At 62.4% G+C, this 24229-nt stretch carries 23 protein-coding genes and 5 tRNA genes; 6 read left to right on the top strand and 22 right to left on the bottom strand.

Annotation, left to right across the window (positions count from 1 at the left end):
- Positions 1-92: 92 nt before the first annotated feature.
- The 3 genes from plsX to CCOS864_RS08580 are packed head-to-tail and all read right to left on the bottom strand — an operon-like array spanning position 93 to position 1830.
- A complete protein-coding gene (gene plsX, locus CCOS864_RS08590; protein WP_115085924.1) occupies positions 93-1103 on the bottom strand; it encodes a phosphate acyltransferase PlsX in 1011 nt (336 codons plus the stop codon).
- 3 nt (positions 1104-1106) lie between these two features.
- On the bottom strand, positions 1107-1289 hold the full coding sequence (gene rpmF / locus CCOS864_RS08585) for a 50S ribosomal protein L32 (protein WP_010223221.1): 183 nt from the start codon (positions 1287-1289) through the stop codon (positions 1107-1109).
- 13 nt (positions 1290-1302) lie between these two features.
- A complete protein-coding gene (locus CCOS864_RS08580) occupies positions 1303-1830 on the bottom strand; it encodes a YceD family protein (RefSeq protein WP_115085923.1) in 528 nt (175 codons plus the stop codon).
- A 95-nt stretch (positions 1831-1925) separates the two neighbouring features.
- On the opposite strand from CCOS864_RS08580, the gene CCOS864_RS08575 reads away from it, so the two are divergent.
- A complete protein-coding gene (locus CCOS864_RS08575) occupies positions 1926-2504 on the top strand; it encodes a Maf family protein (protein ID WP_115085922.1) in 579 nt (192 codons plus the stop codon).
- Between the two features lie 104 nt (positions 2505-2608).
- Here the strand turns inward: CCOS864_RS08575 and CCOS864_RS08570 are convergent, their stop codons facing one another.
- Genes CCOS864_RS08570 through rluC form a run of 3 tightly spaced genes read right to left on the bottom strand, consistent with a single transcriptional unit; the run spans position 2609 to position 5223 of the window.
- On the bottom strand, positions 2609-3592 hold the full coding sequence (locus CCOS864_RS08570) for a S49 family peptidase (protein ID WP_115085921.1): 984 nt from the start codon (positions 3590-3592) through the stop codon (positions 2609-2611).
- Positions 3585-4277: an HAD family hydrolase gene (locus CCOS864_RS08565; protein WP_115085920.1), complete on the bottom strand. Its 693-nt coding sequence runs from the start codon at positions 4275-4277 to the stop codon at positions 3585-3587. The genes CCOS864_RS08570 and CCOS864_RS08565 overlap by 8 nt, the downstream gene beginning before the upstream one ends.
- A complete protein-coding gene (rluC, locus tag CCOS864_RS08560; protein ID WP_115085919.1) occupies positions 4267-5223 on the bottom strand; it encodes a 23S rRNA pseudouridine(955/2504/2580) synthase RluC in 957 nt (318 codons plus the stop codon). The genes CCOS864_RS08565 and rluC overlap by 11 nt, the downstream gene beginning before the upstream one ends.
- A gap of 745 nt (positions 5224-5968) precedes the next feature.
- Here rluC and rne point away from each other — a divergent pair.
- On the top strand, positions 5969-9133 hold the full coding sequence (gene rne / locus CCOS864_RS08555; RefSeq protein WP_244211887.1) for a ribonuclease E: 3165 nt from the start codon (positions 5969-5971) through the stop codon (positions 9131-9133).
- Positions 9134-9297: 164 nt separating this feature from the next.
- Here rne and murB read toward each other — a convergent pair whose 3' ends face one another.
- The 8 genes from murB to CCOS864_RS08515 form a co-directional block, all read right to left on the bottom strand.
- Complete coding sequence (gene murB / locus CCOS864_RS08550) at positions 9298-10317, bottom strand: UDP-N-acetylmuramate dehydrogenase (RefSeq protein WP_115085917.1); 1020 nt, start codon at positions 10315-10317, stop codon at positions 9298-9300.
- A complete protein-coding gene (locus CCOS864_RS08545; protein ID WP_115085916.1) occupies positions 10314-10778 on the bottom strand; it encodes a low molecular weight protein-tyrosine-phosphatase in 465 nt (154 codons plus the stop codon). Before CCOS864_RS08545 ends, murB begins: the two co-directional genes overlap by 4 nt.
- Positions 10778-11542, bottom strand: a complete 765-nt coding sequence (gene kdsB, locus CCOS864_RS08540; protein ID WP_115085915.1) for a 3-deoxy-manno-octulosonate cytidylyltransferase — start codon at positions 11540-11542, stop codon at positions 10778-10780. The genes CCOS864_RS08545 and kdsB overlap by 1 nt, the downstream gene beginning before the upstream one ends.
- A complete protein-coding gene (locus tag CCOS864_RS08535) occupies positions 11539-11724 on the bottom strand; it encodes a Trm112 family protein (protein WP_038994143.1) in 186 nt (61 codons plus the stop codon). Before CCOS864_RS08535 ends, kdsB begins: the two co-directional genes overlap by 4 nt.
- Positions 11725-11762: 38 nt before the next feature.
- Entirely contained in the window at positions 11763-12773 is a 1011-nt protein-coding gene (gene lpxK, locus CCOS864_RS08530) for a tetraacyldisaccharide 4'-kinase (protein WP_115085914.1), read from the bottom strand.
- Positions 12773-13204, bottom strand: coding sequence for an ExbD/TolR family protein (locus CCOS864_RS08525; RefSeq protein ID WP_010223210.1), 432 nt, complete (start codon positions 13202-13204; stop codon positions 12773-12775). The genes lpxK and CCOS864_RS08525 overlap by 1 nt, the downstream gene beginning before the upstream one ends.
- The gene (locus CCOS864_RS08520) at positions 13201-13836 is read right to left on the bottom strand and encodes a MotA/TolQ/ExbB proton channel family protein (RefSeq protein ID WP_166675661.1); all 636 of its coding nucleotides are present in this window, start codon (positions 13834-13836) and stop codon (positions 13201-13203) included. Before CCOS864_RS08520 ends, CCOS864_RS08525 begins: the two co-directional genes overlap by 4 nt.
- 70 nt (positions 13837-13906) lie before the next feature.
- Positions 13907-16129 carry a DNA internalization-related competence protein ComEC/Rec2 gene (locus CCOS864_RS08515; RefSeq protein WP_115085912.1) on the bottom strand — a complete coding sequence of 741 codons (2223 nt, stop codon included), beginning with the start codon at positions 16127-16129 and terminating at the stop codon, positions 13907-13909.
- 143 nt (positions 16130-16272) lie between these two features.
- On the opposite strand from CCOS864_RS08515, the gene CCOS864_RS08510 reads away from it, so the two are divergent.
- The gene (locus CCOS864_RS08510; RefSeq protein ID WP_115085911.1) at positions 16273-16815 is read left to right on the top strand and encodes a DUF2062 domain-containing protein; all 543 of its coding nucleotides are present in this window, start codon (positions 16273-16275) and stop codon (positions 16813-16815) included.
- On the opposite strand, the gene CCOS864_RS08505 is transcribed toward CCOS864_RS08510, so the two are convergent.
- The 3 genes from CCOS864_RS08505 to CCOS864_RS08495 form a co-directional block, all read right to left on the bottom strand.
- Positions 16783-17562 carry an ABC transporter permease gene (locus CCOS864_RS08505; RefSeq protein ID WP_115085910.1) on the bottom strand — a complete coding sequence of 260 codons (780 nt, stop codon included), beginning with the start codon at positions 17560-17562 and terminating at the stop codon, positions 16783-16785. The genes CCOS864_RS08510 and CCOS864_RS08505 overlap by 33 nt on opposite strands.
- Entirely contained in the window at positions 17559-18491 is a 933-nt protein-coding gene (locus CCOS864_RS08500) for an ABC transporter ATP-binding protein (RefSeq protein ID WP_115085909.1), read from the bottom strand. The genes CCOS864_RS08505 and CCOS864_RS08500 overlap by 4 nt, the downstream gene beginning before the upstream one ends.
- A 139-nt stretch (positions 18492-18630) precedes the next feature.
- Positions 18631-19254: a glutathione S-transferase family protein gene (locus CCOS864_RS08495; RefSeq protein ID WP_115085908.1), complete on the bottom strand. Its 624-nt coding sequence runs from the start codon at positions 19252-19254 to the stop codon at positions 18631-18633.
- 183 nt (positions 19255-19437) lie between these two features.
- Here CCOS864_RS08495 and CCOS864_RS08490 point away from each other — a divergent pair, with 183 nt between their 5' ends.
- Positions 19438-21885, top strand: coding sequence for an acyl-CoA dehydrogenase (locus CCOS864_RS08490; RefSeq protein WP_115085907.1), 2448 nt, complete (start codon positions 19438-19440; stop codon positions 21883-21885).
- 68 nt (positions 21886-21953) lie between these two features.
- Positions 21954-22361, top strand: coding sequence for a PA2817 family protein (locus CCOS864_RS08485; protein ID WP_045195203.1), 408 nt, complete (start codon positions 21954-21956; stop codon positions 22359-22361).
- A 106-nt stretch (positions 22362-22467) separates the two neighbouring features.
- Here the strand turns inward: CCOS864_RS08485 and CCOS864_RS08480 are convergent.
- The 5 genes from CCOS864_RS08480 to CCOS864_RS08460 form a co-directional block, all read right to left on the bottom strand.
- A tRNA-Gly gene (locus CCOS864_RS08480) sits at positions 22468-22543 on the bottom strand.
- A gap of 92 nt (positions 22544-22635) precedes the next feature.
- Positions 22636-22711 (bottom strand) — tRNA-Gly (locus tag CCOS864_RS08475).
- Positions 22712-22717: 6 nt separating this feature from the next.
- Positions 22718-22793, bottom strand: a tRNA-Glu gene (locus tag CCOS864_RS08470).
- 103 nt (positions 22794-22896) lie between these two features.
- A tRNA-Gly gene (locus tag CCOS864_RS08465) sits at positions 22897-22972 on the bottom strand.
- Positions 22973-22974: 2 nt separating this feature from the next.
- A tRNA-Glu gene (locus tag CCOS864_RS08460) sits at positions 22975-23050 on the bottom strand.
- A 336-nt stretch (positions 23051-23386) separates the two neighbouring features.
- Between CCOS864_RS08460 and CCOS864_RS08455 the strand changes: the two genes are divergently transcribed.
- On the top strand, positions 23387-24154 hold the full coding sequence (locus CCOS864_RS08455) for a hypothetical protein (RefSeq protein WP_115085906.1): 768 nt from the start codon (positions 23387-23389) through the stop codon (positions 24152-24154).
- Positions 24155-24229: the final 75 nt, after the last annotated feature.

Raw genomic sequence — 24229 nt, 5'->3', positions numbered from 1 at the left:
GCGCCCAGCACCAGGCTGAGCACAAGAAACTGAAGAGTTGGATGGTAACGAGGACCAAGCGGTCACATTTAACCACTTCCTGAGGCATATGCCTAAAGCAACAGGTCTTCCAGGCGACCGTGCAGGCGTTGCGGCAGGTTCTCCTGGATCTCGATCAGCGCCCGCTGGATGGCGCTCTGGAAGCCCTGCACGCCGGCAGAACCATGACTCTTGATGACGATGCCCTGCAGGCCGAGGAAGCTTGCGCCATTATGTCGCGCCGGCGCCAGGTCAGCCTGCAACCGGCGCAGCAGCGGCATGGCCACAGCCCCGGCCAGGCGCGCGCCAAGCCCGCCCTTGAACAGGGCCTCGATGCGCGAGCCGATCATGGTCGCCAGACCTTCGCTGGACTTGAGCAGGATATTGCCGACAAAGCCGTCGCACACCACCACATCCGCCTCGCCACGGTACAGTCCGTCACCTTCGACGAAGCCGATGTAGTTCAGACCGCGGGCGTTCTGCAGCAGATTGGCAGCAAGCTTGACCTGCTGATTACCCTTGATGTCTTCGGTGCCGACGTTGAGCAAGGCCACACGCGGCCGGGAGATCCCCAGGGCCTGGGCGGCCACCGAGCCCATCACGGCGAACTGGTAGAGGTTTTCCGCGCTGCAGTCGACATTGGCGCCCAGATCGAGCAGCTGACAATAACCGGTCTGGGTGGGGATGGCGGCAACCATGGCCGGGCGATCGATGCCGGGCAGGGTTTTCAATACATAGCGCGACAACGCCATCAGCGCACCGGTGTTGCCGGCACTCACGCAGGCGTGAACCTTGCCATCACGCAATAGTTCCAGGGCCACGCGCATGGACGAATCGGGCTTGCCGCGCAGCGCCTGGGACGGCCGCTCGTCCATGCCGATCACTTCGCTGGCGGCCACGATCTGCAGGCGCGCGCGATCCGCTGCCGACTGGCCAGCGATAAGATCTTCAAGGAGGGAGGGTTGACCGACGAGGGTCAGGTGCAGCGAGGGGGTAGCCGACAGGCAAGCAATACTCGCCTGAACAATGCTGCGGGGACCGAAGTCCCCGCCCATTGCGTCAATCGCGATGATCTGAGCGGACAAGGATTACTCGTCAGCGCCCTTGTCGATCACTTTACGACCACGGTATACGCCTTCTGGCGATACGTGGTGACGCAGGTGCACTTCACCAGTGGTTTTCTCTACGGACAGAGCGTTTTCCGAGAGGGCGTCGTGCGAACGGCGCATGTCACGGGCAGAGCGGGATTTTTTGTTCTGCTGAACAGCCATAATTGATTAACTCCTAAACGTTTGGGTCACGCTTTAACTGCGCCAATACACTGAACGGGTTGGACCGTGTTACCTCGTCCTTGCTCGGTTCGGGCTCATCGGCGCCCGCCGGCTGCTGGCATTCTTCCGGATGATGAGCAGGCACGATAGGCAAGGCGAGCAGAAGCTCCTCCTCGACCAAGGCCTGCAGATCCAAAGGATCTTCGCCCAGTTCCAGCACGTCATAACCTTTCGGCAACGACTGGGTATTCGCACCCTCCTTCACCACGGCGTATGTAGTTTCGCTGTGGATCGGCAGGGTGACCAGCTCAAGACAACGCTGGCAAACCATCTTGACCTCGACGTGCAGGTCGGTGTGGATAACCACAGCCTTTTGCTCGTCGCGCTCAAAATCGAATTTAGCCTGCACCGTACCGACAGTGTCGGAAAGCGGGTCGCAGAGTCTCTCCAAATCGGCGAGTTGCAGTGTTCCTTCGAGGGAAACACCACGATCGGCCAATTTGCGCGGGTCAACGTGAGGTGGAATCGGGTCATTCAACATAGGCGCAGCATTCTAGGGATGACCCCCGCCCCTGTCAAAGGAAATTCGGCCCCGTTCAGCATGTTAGAATCGTTTCACCTGCCCAGGAGTCTATCATGCTGCCTTTATTACTGGCTTCCAGCTCACCTTACCGGCGCGAACTGCTCGAACGCCTGCGCCTGCCATTTAGCTGGGCGTCCCCGGATATCGACGAACAACGCCTGATTGAAGAACCCGCCCTTGACCTGGTCAAACGCCTGGCCCGGGAGAAAGCCCAGGCCCTGGCCGACAGCCACCCCGGACACCTGATCATTGGCTCCGACCAGGTCGCCGTGCTTGGCGAGCAGATCCTCGGCAAACCCCACACCTTTGAACGCGCCTGCGAGCAACTGCTGGCCGCCAGCGGCAATCACGTCACCTTTCTAACCGGCCTGGCGCTGCTCAACAGCGCTACCGGCCACTGCCAGGTCGACTGCGTGCCCTTCACGGTGAACATGCGCGAGCTGGACCTGCCGCGCATCGAGCGCTATCTGCGCGCCGAGCAACCCTACGACTGTGCCGGCAGCTTCAAGGCCGAAGGCCTGGGTGTGAGCCTGTTCCAGAGCACCCACGGGGTGGATGCCACCAGCCTGATCGGCCTGCCGCTGATTCGCCTGGTGGATATGCTGCTGACTGAAGGCGTGAACCTGCCCTGACGCCTGCGGGAGCGAGCGGTCATATCGATATCGCGGGGCGAGCCCGCTCCTACACAAATAAAAAGCCGACCTCGAAGGGTCGGCTTTTTCAATGCACCAGACAATCAGCGCAGCGATGGCCCCTGGAAGCCCATCCACATGGCCAGGTGCTCGGCAACACTGGCACCCAGGCGCTTGGAGAAGCGGTCGAACGGCGACTCCTCGACAGTGAAGTCAACCAACTCCTTCTCCCCCACCACCTCGCGCGCCACATAGCCAGCACTGCCCAGGCCATCCACCAACCCCAGCGCCAATGCTTGCTCGCCCGACCAGATCAGGCCACTGAACAGTTCAGGGTGCTCCTTGTCCTTGAGGCGCTCGCCACGGCCCTGCTTGACGCTGGCAATGAACTGCTTGTGGGTGGTTTCCAGCACACCCTGCCAGAACGCCGTCTCCGCAGGCTTTTGCGGCTGAAACGGATCGAGGAAGGCCTTGTGCTCACCCGCGGTATAGGTACGGCGCTCGACACCCAGCTTCTCCATGGTACCGACAAAACCGTAACCGGCCGCAGTCACACCGATGGAGCCAACCAGGCTGGCCTTGTCGGCGTAGATCTGATCAGCAGCACTGGCAATGTAATAGGCACCGGAAGCCCCCAGGTCACTGATGACGGCGTACAGCTTGATTGCCGGGTATTCGGCGCGCAGACGGCGAATTTCATCGTAGATGTAACCCGACTGCACCGGACTGCCACCCGGACTGTTGATGCGCAGGATCACCGCCTTGGTTTTCGGGTCCTTGAACGCTTCACGCAGACCACCCACGATATTGTCGGCGCTGGCTGGCTCCTGGTCAGCGATCATGCCGCGCACTTCGACCAGCGCGGTATGGCTGACACTGCGCGAGGCCGTCTTGTCCATGTCCATCAATGGAGTAAACAGGGCAAGGATGCCGAACAGATAGACGAAGGTCAGCAGCTTGAAGAAAATCCCCCAGCGCCGGGCCCGACGCTGCTCCTGAACGCCGGCCAGCAGGGTTTTCTCCAGCAGCTTCCAGCTCTTCTGCTCTTCGTTGCCTTCGGCGCTGGGCGCCTTCCACTCGTCAGCCATGCTCACCTACCCTGGAATGTGCCGCCACAGGCGAACGACGAAGCCAGGCCTGCAACTGCGAAAAATGATCGATACACACCTGTGGCCCGAAGGCGCTCAAGGCCTCCAGCGACATTGCGCCGTAGCCAACCGCGACCGAATGCATGCCGGCATTGCTGGCCATCAACAGGTCGAATGATGAATCTCCGACCATCAACGCACGCTGCGGCTCGACCTGGCAATGAGCAAGGATCTCCTCGAGCATCTGCGGGTGCGGCTTGCCGCGACTCTCGTCGGCCGCCCTGGTGATGTCGAAGTAACCCTCCCAACCGTTGGCGCGCAACACCCGATCAAGCCCGCGGCGGGCCTTGCCGGTAGCCACCGCCAGGCGATAGCCCTCGGCACGAAAGCCCTCCAGCGACTCGACCACACCGTCGAACAGTGGTGAAGGCTGGTCGTCCAGAGCCATGTAGACGTCAGCGTAATGCTGGCGGAACGCAGCCACCTGGACAGCATCGAGGTGCGGATACAGCACACTGATGGCTTCGGGCAACGCCAGGCCAATTATACCCTTGACCGCCTCGTCATCGCAGGTCGCATAGCCCGCGCGACCGGCGGCCAGGTGCATGGCCTCGACAATCCGGCCAATGGAATCGGCGAGGGTGCCGTCCCAGTCAAAGATCAGCAGGTCGTAATCACGCTGCACTCAGGCGCTCCACGGTCTTGGCCCACATATCGTCCACCGGCGCCTCGAGCTTGAGCTCGCCGCCATCAGGCAGCGGCACGGTCAGGGCGTAGGCATGCAGGAACAGGCGCTTGCCACCCAGGTCGCGGATCTCGCGGGTGAAATCTTCATCGCCATACTTGCTGTCGCCGGCGATGCAATGCCCGGCATGCAGGGCATGCACGCGAATCTGGTGGGTGCGCCCAGTGATCGGCCGCGCCTCGACAATCGTCGCGAACTCGCCGAAACGGCGCAGCACACGGAAGATCGTCAGCGCCTCTTTACCCTCGTCGTTGACCTCAACCATGCGCTCGCCGGAGCGCAGGTTGCTCTTGAGCAACGGGGCATTGACCTGCTTCTTGGCGGTAGCCCAGTGACCGCGAACCAGCGCCATGTAGCGCTTGTCGACACCATCACCACGCAGGGCGGCGTGCAGGTGACGCAACATGCTGCGCTTCTTGGCGATCATCAACAGGCCAGAGGTGTCGCGGTCCAGGCGATGGACCAGCTCCAGCTCCTTGGCATCCGGACGCATCTGACGAAAGGCTTCGATCACACCAAAATTCAGGCCGCTGCCACCATGCACGGCAATGCCGGCGGGCTTGTTGAGCACAATCAGGGCCTTGTCTTCGTAGACGATCGCCGCCTCGAGACGTTGAAGCAAACCCTGGGCCACCGGCACCGGTTCGTCGCGCTCAGGCAGACGAACGGGCGGCACGCGCACGATGTCACCGGCCTGCAACTTGTACTCGGGCTTGATCCGGCCCTTGTTCACGCGCACTTCGCCTTTACGCAAAATGCGGTAAATCAAGGTCTTGGGAACACCCTTGAGCGCAGTGATGAGAAAATTATCGATTCGTTGGCCGGCAAGTTCCGGCGCGACCTCGATCAGCTGGACGCCGGAGGTCGGAGGGGCATTAGTCGTCATTTGCCAATCATAACAATTTTTTATGGATTTGAAGCACTTAATGATTGCTGCTATAGTCGCGAACGCCGCCAAAAGCGGCTGGCCAGCGGACTCACGGCTTATAGCCGGCCCTGACCGACGCAATTCTCGAGGACGCGAGGCCGTCCGACGGGGCTTTCGCCAGTTTACAGAAATGCCTGGAATCGCCACCAGCGCCGCGCAGAGAAGACCGATAAAAAACTACAAGAGCGGTATTTCACCCTCCCCCACGTTTTTTTTCGCTGCCACTCTGTCAGTGCCGTCAATTTCACGCAGTCATGGCGACGGCTTCGGAAATACCAGCCTTGGACATAAAAGGCGCGGGCTCCCGTATGGAGCTGGCGAAAATGCAACCCGTTGCGGATTCAGCGCGCGGCAGCACCCGAATTATCAGGGATACGTGTAGGGTGGAGATGCACAACCGTCGGACCGTGTAGCACTGCGTCCAGTCCACCGGCCTATTGGCCAGGCGACCGGACCCGGTCTTGATCAAGATGCCCCACGGGCGTCCACGGCCGAAGGCTGATTCCTCCTCCTGACTGAGTGCATTTGACACCACAGCAAGCAGGACGCGTCGTCGCGACTTCGGCAGTACTGGGTGACCAGTCGGACTCGAAAGTTGCTGGACACGGGGGTGGCCCGCCACCCCTTGCGCACCTGACACAGACCGTGAGAAGTCGTGTGTGCCGAACGCCGTTTCCGGCAGCCCGGAAACCGACGGTATTACATGAAAAGAATGCTGATTAACGCGACTCAACCCGAAGAGTTGCGTGTAGCTCTGGTGGACGGCCAACGTCTCTACGACCTGGACATCGAGTCCGGCGCGCGTGAGCAGAAGAAGGCCAACATCTACAAAGGCCGGATCACCCGGATCGAACCTAGCCTTGAAGCCGCTTTCGTCGACTTCGGCTCCGAGCGTCACGGCTTCCTGCCGCTGAAGGAAATCTCCCGCGAATACTTCAAGAAGTCGCCCGAAGGCCGGGTGAACATCAAGGAAGTGCTCAGCGAAGGCCAGGAAGTCATCGTCCAGGTCGAGAAAGAAGAGCGCGGCAACAAGGGCGCTGCCCTGACCACCTTCATCAGCCTGGCCGGTCGTTACCTGGTACTGATGCCGAACAACCCGCGTGCCGGTGGCATCTCCCGTCGCATCGAAGGCGAAGAGCGCAACGAACTGCGCGAGGCCCTCAACGGCCTGGTCGCCCCTGCCGACATGGGCCTGATCGTGCGCACTGCCGGCCTTGGCCGCAGCAGCGAAGAAATGCAGTGGGACCTCGACTACCTGCTGCAGCTGTGGACCGCGATCAAGGAAGCCTCCCAGGACCGCGCCGCGCCATTCCTGATCTACCAGGAAAGCAACGTCATCATCCGCGCCATCCGTGACTACCTGCGTCAGGATATCGGCGAAGTACTGATCGACAGCATCGACGCCCAGGAAGAAGCCCTGACCTTCATCCGCCAGGTGATGCCGCAGTACGCCAGCAAGATCAAGCTGTACGAAGACAGCGTGCCGCTGTTCAACCGTTTCCAGATCGAAAGCCAGATCGAAACCGCCTTCCAGCGCGTCGTCGACCTGCCGTCCGGCGGCTCGATCGTCATCGACCCGACCGAAGCCCTGGTCTCCATCGACATCAACTCGGCGCGCGCCACCAAAGGCAGCGACATCGAGGAAACCGCCCTGCAGACCAACCTGGAAGCGGCTGAGGAAATCGCCCGCCAGCTGCGTCTGCGTGACATCGGCGGCCTGATCGTGATCGACTTCATCGACATGACCCCGGCCAAGAACCAGCGCGCCGTGGAAGAAAAAGTCCGCGAATGCCTGGAAGCCGACCGTGCCCGTGTACAGGTTGGCCGCATCTCGCGCTTCGGCCTGCTGGAAATGTCCCGTCAGCGCCTGCGCCCATCGCTTGGCGAAAGCAGCGGCATCGTCTGCCCACGCTGCAGCGGCACCGGCATCATCCGTGACGTCGAATCGCTGTCGCTGGCCATCCTGCGCCTGATCGAAGAAGAAGCCCTGAAAGACCGCACCGCCGAAGTCCGCGCCCAAGTGCCGATTCCGGTTGCAGCCTTCCTGCTCAACGAAAAACGCAATTCGATCACCAAGATCGAGCTGCGCACCCGGGCCCGTATCGTCATTCTGCCGAACGATCACCTGGAAACCCCGCATTTCGAAGTCCAGCGCCTGCGCGACGACAGCCCGGAAGCCCTTAGCGGCCAGTCCAGCTACGAAATCACCGCCGCCGAGACCGAAGAAGTCCAGCCGACTGCCGCCACCCGCACCCTGGTGCGCCAGGAAGCCGCCGTCAAGACCGCTCCGGCCCGCGCCAACGCCCCGGTACCTGCCGAAGCTGCCGCACCAGTGGCCGCTCCAGTCCAGCACACACCTGAGCCAAGCCTGTTCAAAGGTCTGGTGAAGTCGCTGGTCAGCCTGTTCGCCGGCAAGGACGAACCTGCCGCCGCAGCGCCTGTGGTTGCCGAGAAGCCTGCCACCGAACGCCCGCAGCGCAACGAAGAACGCCGCAACGGTCGCCAGCAGAGCCGCAACCGCAACGGCCGCCGTGATGAAGACCGCAAACCGCGTGAAGAACGTGCCGAGCGCGCCCCACGTGAAGAGCGTCAGCCACGCGAAGCCCGCGAAGAAGCACCTGCCCGTGAAGAGCGCGCACCACGTCAACCGCGTGAAGAGCGTCAACCACGCGCACCACGTGAAGAACGCCGCCCCCGCGAGGACCGTCCGGTCCGCGAACTGCGCGAGCCACTGGACGCAGCCACCCCGGCCGTAAGCGAAGAACGCCCTGAACGCGCCCCGCGCGAAGAGCGTCAGCCTCGTGAAGAACGCGCCCCACGCGAAGAACGCGCACCACGTGAAGAGCGCGCACCGCGCGAAGAACGTGCTCCGCGTGAAGAACGTGCCCCACGTGAAGAGCGCCAACCGCGTCCGCCGCGTGAAGAGCGTCAGCCTCGCCCAGCCGAACAGGCTGCTGAAGCTGCTGAAGAGCAACTGCCGAACGAAGAGCTGCTGCAGGATGACAACCTGGAAGGCACCGAAGGCGAACGCCCTCGCCGCCGCTCCCGTGGCCAGCGTCGCCGCAGCAACCGTCGCGAGCGTCAACGCGATGCCAACGGCAACCTGGTAGAAGGTTCGGAAGAAGGCAGCGAAGAGCAGCCGCAAGCCACCGAGCTGGGTGCTGAACTGGCCGCTGGCCTGGCCGTGACTGCCGCTGTTGCCACCAGCAACATCAGCGCCGCTGCCGAAGCCGAAGCCAACCAGCAGGCCGAACGCGCCACTGCCACAATCGAAGAGCCGGCTGTTGTTGAAGTTGCTACCAGCGAAACCGTCGTCGTCGAAGCTGCTCAGCCAGTGGTTGAAGCCTCTGAAGTCGCCGAAGTGGTTGAAACCGCTCAGGCTGCTGAAGTCGCTGCCGCACCGGTTGTCGAGCAACCCTTTACTGCCCCGGTCGAAGCACCAGCAGCAGTAGAAGCCAGTATCGCTCCAGTAGTCGAAGCCCCTGTTGCTGCGCCAGCTGAAGTGGTCGAGCCTGTTGCCGCGGTCGAGCCAGAGCCTGAAGTCCAGGCACCGGTTGTGGCCGAGCCAGTGGTTGCCGTCGAAGCAGTCGAAGCGCCTGCGCCAGTTGTCGAGCCAGCACCGGTTGAAGAGCCGGCACCTGCTGTCGAAGCACCGGCCAGCGCCCTGACCAGCAGCGGTCGCGCGCCGAACGATCCACGTGAAGTACGCCGTCGCAAGCGTGAAGCCGAAGCTGCCGCAGCCGCCGCTGCAGCGGTCGCCGCCGAAGCCAGCGCTGCCGTAGTCGCTGAAGAAGCGCCTGCTGCACCGGCTGAACAAGTGCTCGAAGAGAAACTGGAAACCGCAGAAGAGCATAAACCGCTCGTCTGATCATCCAGGCTGAAAAAAAGCCCCGCCAGGTAACTGGCGGGGCTTTTTTTATGGCCTGTGGGAGCGGGCTTGCCCCGCGATATTGCCAGTGTAGCCAGCACAGCAGGCAACACCTGTACCTCAATCGCGAGGCAAGCCCGCTCCCACAGAACAACACAGCGTATTCAGTACAGGTTCGGCTCCATTTCCAGCTCAACCCCGAAGCGCTCAAGGATATCGGCCTGGATTTTCTGCGCCAGCTGATGCAACTGCACCCCGGTCGCCTGGCCATAATTGACCAGCACCAACGACTGCAAGCGGTGCACCCCGGCATCGCCTTCACGATGGCCCTTCCAGCCCGCCTGCTCGATCAACCAACCGGCAGCCAGCTTGAACTGGCCATCAGCCTGTGGATAAGCCACCAGCCCCGGATACTGCAAACGGATCCTGTCGGCCAGCACTGCAGCCACCACCGGGTTCTTGAAGAAACTCCCGGCATTACCCAGCTCAAGCGGATCGGGCAGTTTCTCTCGCCGAATGCTGCAAATCGCATCACTGACGTTTTGCGCGGTCGGCTGACTGACGCCCTGCTCGCTCAGGCGCTGACGCACCGGGCCGTAATCCAGATGGGCATGCATGACCCGACTCAAGGCAAAGCGCACACGCAGGATCACCCAGCGCCCCGGATTACGCTTGAACAGGCTGTCACGGTAGGCAAAGGCGCACTCTTCCAGGCTGAAGTCGCGCAGTTCACCGGTCTGGCGATCCAGCGCGGTAAGCCCGGCGAACACATCCTTGATCTCGACACCGTAGGCGCCAATGTTCTGCATCGGCGCAGCGCCCACCGTGCCGGGGATCAAACTGAGGTTCTCCAGCCCGGCCAGCCCCTGGGACAAGCTCCACTGCACGAACGGATGCCAGGGTTCGCCAGCTTCGGCCTCGACCACAACCCGCTCGCCGTGCTCAGTCAGGATGCGCAGGCCACGGCTGGCCATGCGCAGCACCAGCGCCTGGATATCGGCGGTCAGCAGCAGGTTGCTACCGCCACCCACCACCAGCACCGGCACACCCTGCTCACCCGCCTGGGCCAACGCCTGACGCACCTCATCGTCGTTGTGGGCTTCGGTGAAGTACCGAGCCCTCACATCGATGCCAAAGGTGTTATACGGCTTGAGCGATACCTGTTGCTGCCACTGCACGCTCATAGACGACCCTTGAGTTCGATGACCAAACGACTGCAGGCGGCTTCGATCAGGTCGAGGACCTCTTCGAAATCCTGCTCGGCGCCGTAGTAAGGATCCGGCACCTCGTCCAGCGCGCCTTCATAGCGGCGCAGGAACAGGTCCAGCTCGGCCTTGGCCCCGGCCGGGCGCATGGCCTGCAGATGGCCAAGATTGCTCTTGTCCATGGCCAGGATCAGGTCGCATTCATTGAAGTGCGCGGCCTTGATCTGCTGCGCACGCTGTTGCGACAAGTCATAGCCACGCATGCGCGCAGTGCGGCAGGTGCGGGTATCCGGCTGCTTGCCGACATGCCAGTCACCGGTACCGGCCGACGCCACTTCGATCAACTCACCCAGACCTTCAGCCTGCAATTGTTGACGCAGCACGCCTTCGGCGGTGGGCGAGCGGCAGATATTGCCCAGGCACACGAACAAAACCCGCATCAGGCCTCCAGCAAGCGCCGTACGCGCTCCAGGTCTTCAGGGGTGTCGACCCCCACCGGCGGCGCATCGATGGCATCGGCAACGTGAATACGCACGCCATGCCAGAGGGCCCGCAGTTGTTCCAGCGATTCGGTCTTCTCCAGCCAGCACGGACCCCAGGCGACGAAATCCTGCAGGAAGCCGGCCCGGTAGGCGTACATGCCGATATGACGGCGGTACGGCACACCTTGCGGCAGTTGCTCGCGGCTCTGCGCCAGGGCATCCCGCGCCCAGGGCAACGGTGCGCGGCTGAAGGTCAGGGCCAGACCGTTGCAATCGCTGACCACCTTGACCGCATTGGGGTTGAACAGCGCTTCGACGTCGCTGATCGGTTCGGCCAGGGTGGCGATACCCGCCTCCGGATGGGCAGCCAGGTTGGCCGCCACCTGATCGATGATCACCGGCGGAATCAGCGGCTCGTCACCCTGGACGTTGACCACGATGGCATCGGCAGCCAGGCCCAGCTTGGCAGCCACTTCGGCCAGGCGGTCGGTACCGGAGTCATGGTCTTCGCGGGTCATCAGCACTTCGGCGCCGAAGGCCTCGCAGACCTTGAAGATGCCCGCGTCATCGGTGGCAATTACCACGCGGCTGGCACTGCTTCTGCGCGCCTGTTCCCAGACGTGCTGGATCATCGGCTTGCCGGCGATCGGCAGCAATGGCTTGCCCGGCAAGCGCGTGGAGCGCAGCCGCGCCGGAATCACAACGGTAAAGGCCAGGCTCATTTGTCCAGACGCTCGTCATCGGTCAGGGTGCGGGCTTCGCTTTCAAGCATCACCGGGATGCCGTCGCGGATCGGGTAGGCGAGACCGGCACCCTTGCTGATCAGCTCGGTCTTGTCGGCGCTGAGCTTGAGCGGGCCCTTGCAGATCGGGCAGGCAAGGATATCGAGCAATTTGGTGTCCATGGAAATTCCTCAGGCCAGTGGCCGGAAAAAGAAACGAATCAGGAGGGCCGCGACCCGGGCAGCAAGCGTGCAAGCTGAGCATCGAACCAGGCCTGGAAGGCTGGCGAAGGCACAGCATCGACCGCAAGGTACCACCAGTCGTCGGCAGCGAAGGCGCGGCATTTGACCGCGTCCTTCTCGGTCATGACCAAAGGCAGCGCAGGGGTGAAGCTCAGGGCCTGCTCGCTGTACTCGGCATGATCGGCAAAAGGGTGTGGCACAGGCCGCCAGTTTAGCCCCTGCAGGGTATTGAAGAAACGTTGCGGGTTACCAATGCCGGCCACTGCGTGCAGGGCCTGGCCGGGCGGAAAACAGTCGAGGCCGTGACGCTCGCCACTGCGCAGATTGACCAGCGCGGTGGGCTGCAGGGCAAAGGCAAAACCATCTGCCCGGTCCGCCGTGGCGCCGTTGTAGAGCACCGCATCGACGTCCTGCAAGCGCTCCACCGGCTCGCGCAAGGGGCCGGCCGGCAGGCAGCGGCGATTGCCCAGGCCGCGGGCGGCGTCGATCAGCACCAGCTCCAGATCACGGGCCAGACGGTAGTGCTGCATGCCGTCATCACAGAGGATCAGGTCCAGCGGCTCGCTGGCCAGCAAGGCTTGCACCGCACGCGAACGGTCCGGGTCGATCATCAGCGGCACGCCGCTGCGCTGAACGATCAGCAAAGGCTCATCGCCCGCCTCGGCCGCGCTCTGCTCGGCACGCACGCGCCACGGCAGCTGCGGCGGCTTGGCGCCATAACCACGGCTGACCACGCCGACGCGCAGGCCTTGCTGGCGGCAATGCTCGATCAACCAGAGGATCATCGGGGTCTTGCCGGTACCGCCGACGGTGATGTTTCCCACCACGATCACCGGCACTGGCGCACGGTAACTCTGGCTTTCACCGCTGAGAAAACGCGCGCGCTTGCCCAGCACCACCCGCCGATAGAGGGCTTCGAGCGGACGCAGCAGCCCCAGGGCCGGATGCCCGGCGTACCAGGCATCGAGCAGGCGATCGGCAAAAGCCATCAGGGTGTCCCCTGAGCCGCCTCGACCGTGGTCATGCGCAACTGGCTGAAACCGAGCTTGCCGGCCGCATCCATGGCAGTCACCACCGCCTGATGCGGGGTCTTGCCGTCGGCGCTGATCGACAACGGCAGTTTGGTATCACCTGCGGATTCCTGCTGCAGGGCTTCGGTCAGGGTCGCCAGGTCGCTCTTGGGCAACAGGTGGTTGTTCACCGAGTAGACGCCATCGGCGCTGATGGTGATGTCCAGTTGCTTGAGCTCCGAATCCGGTGCCGGCGCGCCGCTTACCGACTCCGGCAGTTCGACGCGCAGCTGGGTTTCGCGGGTGAAGGTGGTGGTGACCACGAAGAACAACAGCAGGATGAACACCACGTCGATCAACGAGGCCAGGTTGATGTCCACGGTCTCCCGTGGCTTGCGCCGGAATTTCACGCCTTGCCCTCGGCCAGGTCGACATCGCGGTCGCCCTGCACCACTTCGACCAGCTTGATCGCTTCCTGCTCCATGCCAACCACCAGCTCATCGATACGGCGTTGCAGGAAACGGTGGAAGAACACCGCCGGGATACCGACCATCAGGCCGGCTGCCGTGGTGATCAGCGCCTTGGAGATACCACCGGCCAGTACTGCGGCGTTGGTGGACATGCCGGTGCCCATGAAGGCACTGAAGATATCGATCATGCCCAGCACGGTGCCGAGCAGGCCGAGCAACGGCGCCATGGCGGCGATGGTGCCCAGGGCATTGATGTAGCGTTCCAGTTCGTGGATGACCCGGGCGGCGGCCTCTTCGATGCATTCCTTCATGATTTCGCGGCCATGGCGCGAGTTGGCCAGGCCCGCGGCAAGGATCTCACCCAGCGGCGAGTCGGCGCGCAGGGCCTTGAGCTTGTCACTGGTGAGCTGTTTGTCCTTGATCCACATCCACACCTGGCCAAGCAGGTGCGGTGGCGTGACCCGGCTGGCGCGCAAGGTCCAGAGACGCTCGGCGACGATCGCCATGGCAGCGATGGAGCTCAGAATGATCGGCAGCATCATCCAGCCACCGGACTTGACCAATTCCCACACAGTAAGCATCCCCTCAAAAAAGTCCGCCACTTTACCATAGGACCCCAGGGGGCTCATCTGCCGAAGGTCGTCATCTCGGTTCGCGCCAGAAACGCCGTTGTGCGCGCAGGCCCTGCGGCTCGCCGAACGCCCCCAGTTGCAGGCGCAGCGCACCGTGCTCGACATTGTCGTAGGCCTGGATACCGTGCGTCCGATAGCGTGCCATCACCTCCGGGTGAGGGTGACCGAAGGCGTTGTAACGCCCGCGGGAGATCAGCACGCCACGCGGCGCAGTCGCCTTCAACAAGGCCTCGCTGGATGAGCTGCGGCTGCCGTGATGGGGCGATTGCAGCCAGTCGATCCGGCCCGCCTGCCAGTCCCGCGCCCACGCCCGCTCGCCACGGGCATCGAGATCGCCGGTCAGCAGCAGCTTCTCGCCTTGCGCCTCGACCAGCAGCACACAGGAGTCCTGGTTGCTGTCGCCGGCCTCATGCCATTGCCAGAGGGAAAAACCCACCCCGTCCCACTGCCAGTGTTCGCCACTGCTGCAAGGCTGCGCCTTCAGCACCTCAGGCAAGGCCGCGGCTTCCCCGCCAAGCACCCGCAACACCGGCAAGCCGCGCTGCACGGCGCGGGCACCACCGGCATGGTCGGCGTCAGCATGACTGAGCAACATCAGGTCAAGCTTGCGCACACCCAGCTTGCGCAAGCTGGGCAACACCACCCTCTCACCCAGATCGAAATCGCCCATGGCGGGGCCCGCGTCATAGAGCATGGCGTGGTGACGGGTGCGCAAAACAAAAGCCAGCCCCTGGCCGACATCGAGCTGCCAAACCTCGACCTGCCCCACCGGCACGCGCTCTCTCGGCGCAAACACTACCAGCAGTAGCAATGGCCAGCCGAGCACCCGCATAGGCAAGCCGCGCGGCAACAGCAGCAGGAACGCCCCCAGGCACACCAATAACCAGGCCCAGAAAGGCAGCGGTTGAGGTAGCCATGCCGGTCGCCATAAAGCGACTTCAGCCAGCAAGCGGAACAAGCCATCGAGCACGCCACCAGCCAGCCATAGCAGCCCCTCCCCCAGATACGGCACGGGCAGCAACAGGGTGCCGAGCAACGCCAAGGGCAAGACAGCAAGACTGATCCACGGTACTGCCAGCAGGTTGATCAGTGGTGCCGTCAGGCTCACCGGCAAACCTTGCGCCAGCAACACCGGCAACAAGCCGATGGCGATCAACCACTGGGCGCGACTCCAGGCCAGCCAGGGGTTCCAGGCGCCAAGGCGGCCGCTGAAGGTGAAGATCAGAATGGCCACGGCCATGAATGACAGCCAGAAACCTGGCTGCAAGCTGGCCAGTGGCTCCCACAGCAGCACCGCATTCAGCGCCAGCAACAGCGGTAAGCCAACGCCCAGGTGGCGAAAACGCAGGCGCCAGAGCAGCACCATGGCTAGCATCATGCACGCCCGCTGCACCGGCACCTGAAAACCGGCCAGCAAGCCGTAGGCCAGCGCCGCGGCAAATGCCAGCGCACACGCCCAAGGCAGCCAGGGCAGCCTTTGCGGCCACCAGCCCAGGCGCGCAAGCCCGGCAATCAAGGCGTACACCAGCCCGGCCAGCAGGCCCACGTGCTGACCAGATATCACCAGCAAGTGCACCGTGCCGGTAGCCTGCAGCACTTGCCAGTCTTGCCGCGCCAACCCGCCACCATCGCCCAGAATCAACGCCACCAGCGTCGCCTCTCGGCCCTGGGCATCGACCGCCAGCAAGCGCTGGCGCAGGCCATCACGCCATGCCGCTGTCGCTGGCAGCAGACGTTCCCCGGCCTTGACACTACCGGTCGCGCCGATACGTCGCGCCAACAGGCTGGCTTCCTGATCCGGGCCGTGAGGATTGAGCAAGCCAGAGGGGCGTTTGAGGCTGACGGCCAATCGCCAATATTCACCGCTGTTGACCGCTGGCCCACCGAACCAGCTGAGCTGCAGCCGTGGCGGCAATTGTCCGCGACGCGACTCGGCGTCGCTCAACTCGAACCGCACCGAGCGCGCCCCCTGCTCCGGCAAGCCGGTGACCCGGCCTTCTATCCACAGGGTACGGCCATCGAGCTGCGGTGCCAGGCGCTCATCCAGCGCCGATTGCGCCGAGACACAGGCCCAGCTCAGTCCCAACAGAAACAGCCCGATTGGCCAGAGCCTTGAAGGCAGACTGGAAAGCCCGATAAATGTCAGCAGGACAAGTGTCCAGACGGACGGCAAGACCGGTAGGAACCCGAGGCTGATCAGCCCGAGTGCAAGCGCCAACATCCCTGTGCGCATAAGCGTGAAGCTCCAGAAGTAAACCACCCCCTGAGGCTTAGATCAGCGACAGCAACAGCTCGCTAAATAATTGTCACAAAGTCTGAATAAGGCAGTTTTAGAATCCGTGCATACTGGCACCCTTCAGATTGCCGAGACCCCACATGCCGCGTCGTCTCTTCAAACGCTACATGCCCGATCCGACCAGCATCAGGGAACACAAATCCTTACGCTTTCTCGGCCGGCTGTTGCACGACCCCAACCTCTGGCACCTCAACCGGCATTCGGTTGCGCGCGCCATGGCCGTCGGCCTGTTCGCCGCCTTCATTCCGATTCCGATGCAGATGCTGCTGGCCGCCAGCCTGGCGATCATGGTGCGCGGCAACATGCCGATCGCGGTCAGCCTGGTGTGGCTGACCAACCCGATCACCATGCCGCCGGTGTTCTTCTGCACCTACCAGATGGGCGCCTGGCTGATGCAGATCCCGCCGCGCACCCTGCCTGAAGAACTGACCTTCGAATGGATCACCGACCAGCTGTCGACCTTGTGGCAGCCGTTCTTGCTCGGTTCGGTGGTGTGTGGCGTGTTGCTCGGCGCCCTCGCCTACTGCCTGACCATGCTCTACTGGCGCTGGTGGGTAGGCCGGCAGTGGCGCCGGCGCAAGGTCAAGCAATCAGGTGCGCATTCCTCGCCCGCTGACCAGTAGGCGCGCGCATCCGACGTACAGTACCGCAGTGGCGACCAGCATGAAGCTGATGGCGACGCCAATACGGATATCCGACACGCCGAGAATGCCATAGCGGAACGAGTTGACCATGTGCAGCACCGGGTTGGCCATCGACACGGTCTGCCAGAATGGCGGCAGCAGGGTAATCGAGTAGAACACCCCACCCAGGTAGGTCAACGGCGTGAGCACGAAGGTCGGAATGATCGAGATATCATCGAAATTGCGTGCGAACACGGCGTTGATGAAGCCCAACAGCGAGAAAATCGTCGCCGTCAGCAGCACCACGACTATGGTCACGCCCAGGTGATGCACCTGCAGGTCGGTGAAGAACAACGACAGCAAGGTCACGATCACCCCCACCGCCAGGCCGCGCAACACGCCGCCCAGGGTGTAGCCGACGAGGATGGTGTGCGGCGACACCGGCGACACCATCAACTCCTCGATCGAGCGCTGGAACTTGCTCCCGAAAAAGCTCGACACCACGTTGCCGTAGGAGTTGGTGATCACCGACATCATGATCAGCCCCGGCACGATGTACTCCATGTAGGTAAAGCCGCCCATGTCGCCGATCTGACGGCCGATCAGGTTACCAAAGATCACGAAGTACAGGACCATGGTGATCGCCGGGGGCAGCAGGGTCTGCGGCCAGATCCGGGTGAAACGACGCACTTCGCGGTAGACGATGGTGTTGAGGGCGACCAGGTTGGCGCTCAGTTCCGAACTCATACCGCCACCTTTGCCAGGTTTTTCTCAACCAGGGACACGAACAGCTCCTCGAGACGATTGGTCTTGTTGCGCAGGCTCTGCACCTCGATGTTCTGTAGTGCCAGCTGGCCGAACAGCGCAGTGATGCCCACTTCCTTGTCGACTTGCACTTCCAGGGTGTGCGGGGTGATCAACCGGCACGGATAACCGACCAGGCTTGGCGCCTGGGGCAGGTCCTGCTTGAGGTCGAGCAGGAAGGTCTCGACGTGCAGCTTGCTGAGCAATGCCCGCATGCTGGTGTTCTCGACGATGGTGCCGTGGTCGATGATGCCGATGTGACGGCACAGCTGTTCAGCCTCTTCCAGGTAATGGGTGGTGAGGATGATGGTGATGCCTTTCTGGTTGAGCTCGGTAAGAAAGCTCCACATCGAACGGCGCAGCTCGATATCGACGCCCGCGGTCGGCTCGTCGAGAATCAACAGGCGCGGCTCGTGGATCAGGGCGCGGGCGATCATCAACCGGCGCTTCATGCCGCCGGACAGCGAACGCGACGGTACATCGCGCTTGTCCCACAGACCGAGCTGGGTCAGGTACTGCTCGGCACGCTCCCTGGCCACTTTGGCCGGGATGCCGTAGTAACCGGCCTGGGTCACGACGATGTCGAAGGTCTTTTCGAACTGGTTGAAGTTGAATTCCTGCGGCACCACGCCGATGCAGCGCTTGAGCGCGGCGGGTTGGCGATCGAGGTCGTGACCGAAGATGTTCACGCTGCCACTGGTTTTGTTGACCAGGGTAGAGAGGATGCCGATGGTGGTGGACTTGCCGGCGCCATTGGGGCCGAGCAAGGCGAAGAAGTCACCTTCGGCGACATCCAGGTCAATACCCTTGAGGGCCTGGAAACCGTTGCCGTAGGTTTTGGTTAGCTGCCTTATGGACAGAGCAGAACTCATAGCGGGTCGCGTACCAGTTTGGAAGGCTCTAGACGCAGCCGGGCAAGGCCAGCCGCAGTGAATATGATCATGGTGCTTGTCCGTGCCAGACAAGTACAGTCATGTATATCGATAATAACTATCAGGTTGACCGCCTTGATCAGGTCAGCGCGGTCATCACCGCCGCCTGGTAGGCCGGACGCTCCTGCAAGCGCTCGTACCAGGCACGCAAGTGGCGCATCTCGGGGCGCTCGATGGGCATCTCGAACCAGGCGTAGGCAAAGCAGCCCAGGGGGATATCGCCCATGCCCAGGACGCTGCCGGACAGGTACGGCTTATGCGCCAGGGCCTGGTCAGCAATCGACAGCAACTGCGCGCAGGTCTTGTGCGCGGCATTGATGGCCACCCAGTCTTGCTGCTCGGCAGGCGTACGCAGGATGCCCCAGAACAACGGGCGGAACGGTGTGGCCAGGGAAGAAGTGACCCAGTCCATCCACTTGTCGGCCTCGGCGCGCTTGCGCGCATCCGCCTCATACCAGCCAGACGCGCTGCCATACTGCGCCGACAGGTAACGCACGATGGCATTGGACTCCCAGAGCACCAGGCCATTGTCTTCGATCATCGGCACCAGGCCGTTGGGGTTCAGTGCCCGGTACTGCGGTTCGTTCACCAGGCCGAAGGCGCCACCGGCATCGATCGACTCATATTCAAGACCCAGCTCTTCGGCGCACCACAGTGCTTTCCTGACATTCGACGAATTCTTCCTGCCCCAGATCTTGAGCATGATATTTCCCTGATGATTTGGCTGGTCGCCCAGTCTACTCCAGGCGGTCGCGCTGGCAATCGTTTGGCATCCAGGCGAACTCCTGAGTTCATGTCCTGTCACTGTTCAGACAAGCCGTTTAGCGGATGCGGTCTAAGCTTCGATGGATGGCGAAATGCCCCAATGTTTCACGGAGGAATTCCTATGTTGCTGTTGTGGTTAGTGGTCCTGGTGATCGGCGTGGCGTACCTGGCCCACCGTCGCATCGCCGCCTTGCCGGCGCTGGGCATCGTTGCCCTGTACCTGCTGGCGATGGGCATTTTCAGCCACGCGCCAGGCTGGCTGCTGACGATTTTCTGGCTGCTGCTGGCCGCAGTGGCTGCCCCCCTGCTGCTCCCCGACCTGCGCCGCAAAGTACTTACCGCACCGCTGTTCGGCTGGTTCCAGCGCACCCTGCCGCCGATGTCGCAGACCGAACGCGAAGCCATCGACGCCGGCACCGTGTGGTGGGACGGCGAGCTGTTCAGCGGCCGCCCGGACTGGAACACCTTGCTCGGCTACTCCAAGGCCGAACTCACGGAAGAAGAACAGGCGTTCATCGATGGCCCCACCGAAGAACTCTGCGCGATGGTCAGCGACTGGCAGATCGGCCAGGACCTGGACCTGCCGCCAGCCGCCTGGGAGCACATCAAGAGCCACGGTTTCTTCGCCCTGATCATTCCCAGGGAATACGGCGGCAAGGGCTTCTCGGCCTACGCCCACTCGCAGGTGGCGATGAAGCTTGCAACCCGTAGCGGTGACCTCGCCTCGACCGTGATGGTGCCCAACTCCCTGGGCCCGGCCGAACTGTTGCTGCACTACGGCACCGACGAGCAACGCAATCATTACCTGCCACGCCTGGCCCGCGGCGACGAGATCCCCTGCTTCGCCCTCACCGGCCCGCTGGCCGGCTCCGACGCCGGCGCCATGCCCGATACCGGGATCATCTGCAAAGGCCAATGGCAAGGCGAGGAAGTTATCGGCCTGCGCCTGAACTGGGAAAAGCGCTACATCACCCTCGGCCCGGTCGCCACCCTGCTCGGCCTGGCGTTCAAGGCCTACGACCCTGAGCACCTGCTGGGCGACAAGGAAGAGCTGGGCATCAGCCTGGCACTGATTCCCACCGACACCCCCGGTGTCGAGATCGGCAAGCGCCACCTGCCCCTGGGGGCCGCTTTCATGAACGGTCCCAACAGCGGCAAGGATGTATTTGTGCCGCTGGACTTCCTCATCGGCGGCCAGGACATGCTCGGCAAGGGCTGGATGATGCTGATGAACTGCCTGTCGGTTGGCCGCTCGATTTCCCTGCCGGCCGTGGGTACCGGCGCAGCCAAGTACACCAGCCTGGTCACCGGCCAGTACGCCCGCATCCGCGAGCAGTTCAATGTGCCGCTGGCAGCCTTCGAAGGCATCCAGGAATCCCTGGCCCGGATCGGCGGCAACGCCTTCCTGATGGATAGCGCGCGCCTGCTCACCGCCAAGGCCGTGGACCTGGGCGAGAAGCCTTCGGTACTCTCGGCGATTCTCAAGTACCACCTTACCGAGCGCGGCCGCGAATGCATCCAGCACGCCATGGATGTGCACGGCGGCAAGGGCATCATCATGGGCCCGAACAACTACCTGGGGCGCAATTGGCAGGGAGCGCCGATCTTCATCACCGTCGAGGGCGCCAACATCCTCTCGCGCAACCTGATGATCTTCGGCCAGGGGGCAATTCGCTGCCATCCGTTCGTGCTCAAGGAAATGGCCCTGGCCGGTCGCGAAGACCACGACCAGGCGCTCAAGGAGTTCGATCACCTGCTGATGCAGCACATCGGCTTCGCCGTGGGTAACGCCGCCAGCACCCTGGTGCTCGGCCTGGGCCTGGGTCACTTCGAGAAAGTCCCAGGCGACGCCTTGAGCCAGGGCTACTTCCGCGCGCTCAACCGCCAGGCGGCGGCCTTCGCCCTGCTCGCCGACCTGTGCATGATGCTCCTCGGTGGCGAGCTCAAGCGTCGCGAGCGTTTGTCGGCACGCCTGGGCGATGTGCTCAGCCACCTGTACCTGAGCTCGGCGGCGCTCAAGCGTTACCACGACCTGAATTCGCCCGAGCACCTGCAACCATTGCTGCGCTGGGCCCTGGAAGAGAGCCTCGGCCAGGCTGAAAAAGCCCTGGACCGGCTGCTCGACAACTTCCCAAACCGCTTCCTCGGCTGCGCCCTGCGCCTGGTGGTATTCCCCTTCGGCCGCCGTCACACCGGGCCAGGCGATGAACTGGACGCCGAAATCGCCGAGCTGATCGGCCGGGCCAAGGGCGACCCGGCCCTGGAAGAGCTGCTTGCCGGTTGTTACCGGCCACAAGCGGACGGTGACCCGGTTGCCGCCCTGCAACAGGCTTACGATCAACTCAGTGCAGGTGAGCCACTGCGCAAAAAATTGCATCAGGCACTCAAGAGCGGCCAGGTTGTCCCTGCTCCGGGCGAGTCGGTAATCGACGCGGCCCTGCATGCCGGCGTACTCCAGGCCAGCGAGGCGCAAAGCCTGCATGCCGCTGAGTCGGCACGCCGGCGGGTGATCGACGTCGATGCCTTCGACAAGGAGCAACTGCTACCGGCTGACGGCAAGATTCGCTAAGGGCCGGGACATCGGGCGCCGGGAGCCGTATACTCCCGCGCCCGTTTTTGCTCAAGAGGACTGCCTGCATGGCTACCGATCGCCTGGAATACCATCTCGCCCTGCTCACCCACCTGCGCACCATCCTGGTTGCCCTGGGCGAAGCCGAGCAGGTGCCGGAAGAAAGCCACGCGCTGTTTCTGGAGCGCTTCGACGATCTGATGCTGCAACTGCCCGTCGACCCGGAAAGCACCTATCTTGGCCAGGACCTGATGTGCCAGGTCATCCAGCGCTATCCACAGGTCGCGCACCTGGTGCCACGCGACCTGCTGTGGTTCTTTGGCGGCGACTGCCTGCACTTCATGCCGGAGAACGAACTGGACATGTACCAGGAACTGGAAGAGCGCCGCTTCGAAGCCGAGCAGAATGACGAACCCTTCGACTGGAACCAGGAAAAACAGCTGCTGAGCATGTCGGACGACGACAGCAAGCATTAAGCGATGAAGGTGTGCAGGGCTGACAAACAGCCCTGCCGCCCACAGCCAGCGATTAAATAATCGAGACGAAAAAAAACGCCGTTCAAACGAACGGCGTTTCTTTATTTGGAGCGGGAAACGAGACTCGAACTCGCGACCCCGACCTTGGCAAGGTCGTGCTCTACCAACTGAGCTATTCCCGCAAATTTTGTAGCGACCGGTAAACCCGGCAAGAACAAGCGCTGTTGCACTTGCTCCATCACTACAGCGTTATCAAACGCTGGAGCACCATATTTGGAGCGGGAAACGAGACTCGAACTCGCGACCCCGACCTTGGCAAGGTCGTGCTCTACCAACTGAGCTATTCCCGCAAAAAATGGCGTCCCCTAGGGGACTCGAACCCCTGTTACCGCCGTGAAAGGGCGGTGTCCTAGGCCACTAGACGAAGGGGACGACGCCCGAAACATGCAATGCATGCTTCAGTTACCAACTCAAACCATAACGATTTGACGCTGGGTTTTTACAAGCCCTGCCGTTAAGCAAAGCCTTTGTAAACTGGAGCGGGAAACGAGACTCGAACTCGCGACCCCGACCTTGGCAAGGTCGTGCTCTACCAACTGAGCTATTCCCGCATTGGCGTCCCCTAGGGGACTCGAACCCCTGTTACCGCCGTGAAAGGGCGGTGTCCTAGGCCACTAGACGAAGGGGACACGCTACAACATTCACTCCCTGCCGCGTTTCGCTGTGTGCTTTACGCTGCAAGTGGCGCGCATTCTAGGGATGCTTTGATAAGTCGTCAACCCCTCTGTATAAATTTATTTAAATCAATGACTTCGCGGCGCCTAGCGCTGTTGAACCATGACTTTGCGCGCCGGGGTCTTGACGATTATTTTCTGACACCCCTACCCGCCTGCGGCCCAGCAGCCACGGCAATCTACAAGCAAAAGGCCATCAATTGCCCACGAGCAACCGCCAAACAGCTCTATCCGGCTAAAAGCTTAGCCACTACACTCAAACAGTAAATCATCCTGTATGAGGCGTTAACGGTGACACCACTTCTGATCACCCTGCTTATAGTAGCGGGGATCGCATTATTGATCGTGATCGGCTACCTGAACAATGTGGTCGAGAACAACAAGCTCGAGCGTGCCCGGCTGAAGATCGAGCTGGCCGAGCGCTTGCGCCGTTGTGGCGAAATCACCGAAACCTTCCCCGGCCAGTTGATGACTCCAGCGCTCAAGCTGCTGCTGACCCGCCTGGAGCTCAACCTCAACCAGCGTCGGCTGACCCTGGACAAGCACAGCCGGGATATCAAGGCGCGGATTGCCGAACTCGAAGGCTTGATCGCCAAAGGCGAAGCACTGCCGGTGAACAACCCGCCAATGCCGATCCAGACCGAAGCCCGGGCCAAGGATGTGCGCTTCCTGCTCGAGGGCATGCACAACCAGATCACCCGCGCCGCCCAGGAAGGCTTCCTGCCGACCAACGAAGCCAAGTACTGGGTCAAGGAAGTCCGTCACATTCTGGTGTTGTTGCACATCGAGTTCTTCAACAACCTCGGCCAGCAGGCGCTGCAACAGAACCAGCCGGGGCATGCGCGCCTGGCGTTCGAGCGTGGCGTGCAGTACCTGCGCAAACAGCCTGACCCGGCGGTTTACCGCGAGCAGTTGGAATACATGGAGAAGCTTCTGGCCCGGGCCAATGCCCAGGTGCTGAGCCAGCTGGAACCGGCCGAGGACGAAACCAACGCCCTGACCGAAGGCTTGAAGACCGACACCACCGAAGACTGGAAGAAAAAGGTCATTTACGACTGACAAGCTTCGCGGGGCAAGTCGAGGCGTCGCACCGCCGCTCCTACAGGATTCGCACTTGTAGGAGCGGGCTTGCCC

The organism is Pseudomonas wadenswilerensis (assembly GCF_900497695.1).
GTDB lineage: Bacteria > Pseudomonadota > Gammaproteobacteria > Pseudomonadales > Pseudomonadaceae > Aquipseudomonas > Aquipseudomonas wadenswilerensis.
The sequence above is the reverse complement of the archived record's forward strand: the minus strand, read 5'-3'. Positions and strand labels throughout refer to the sequence as shown.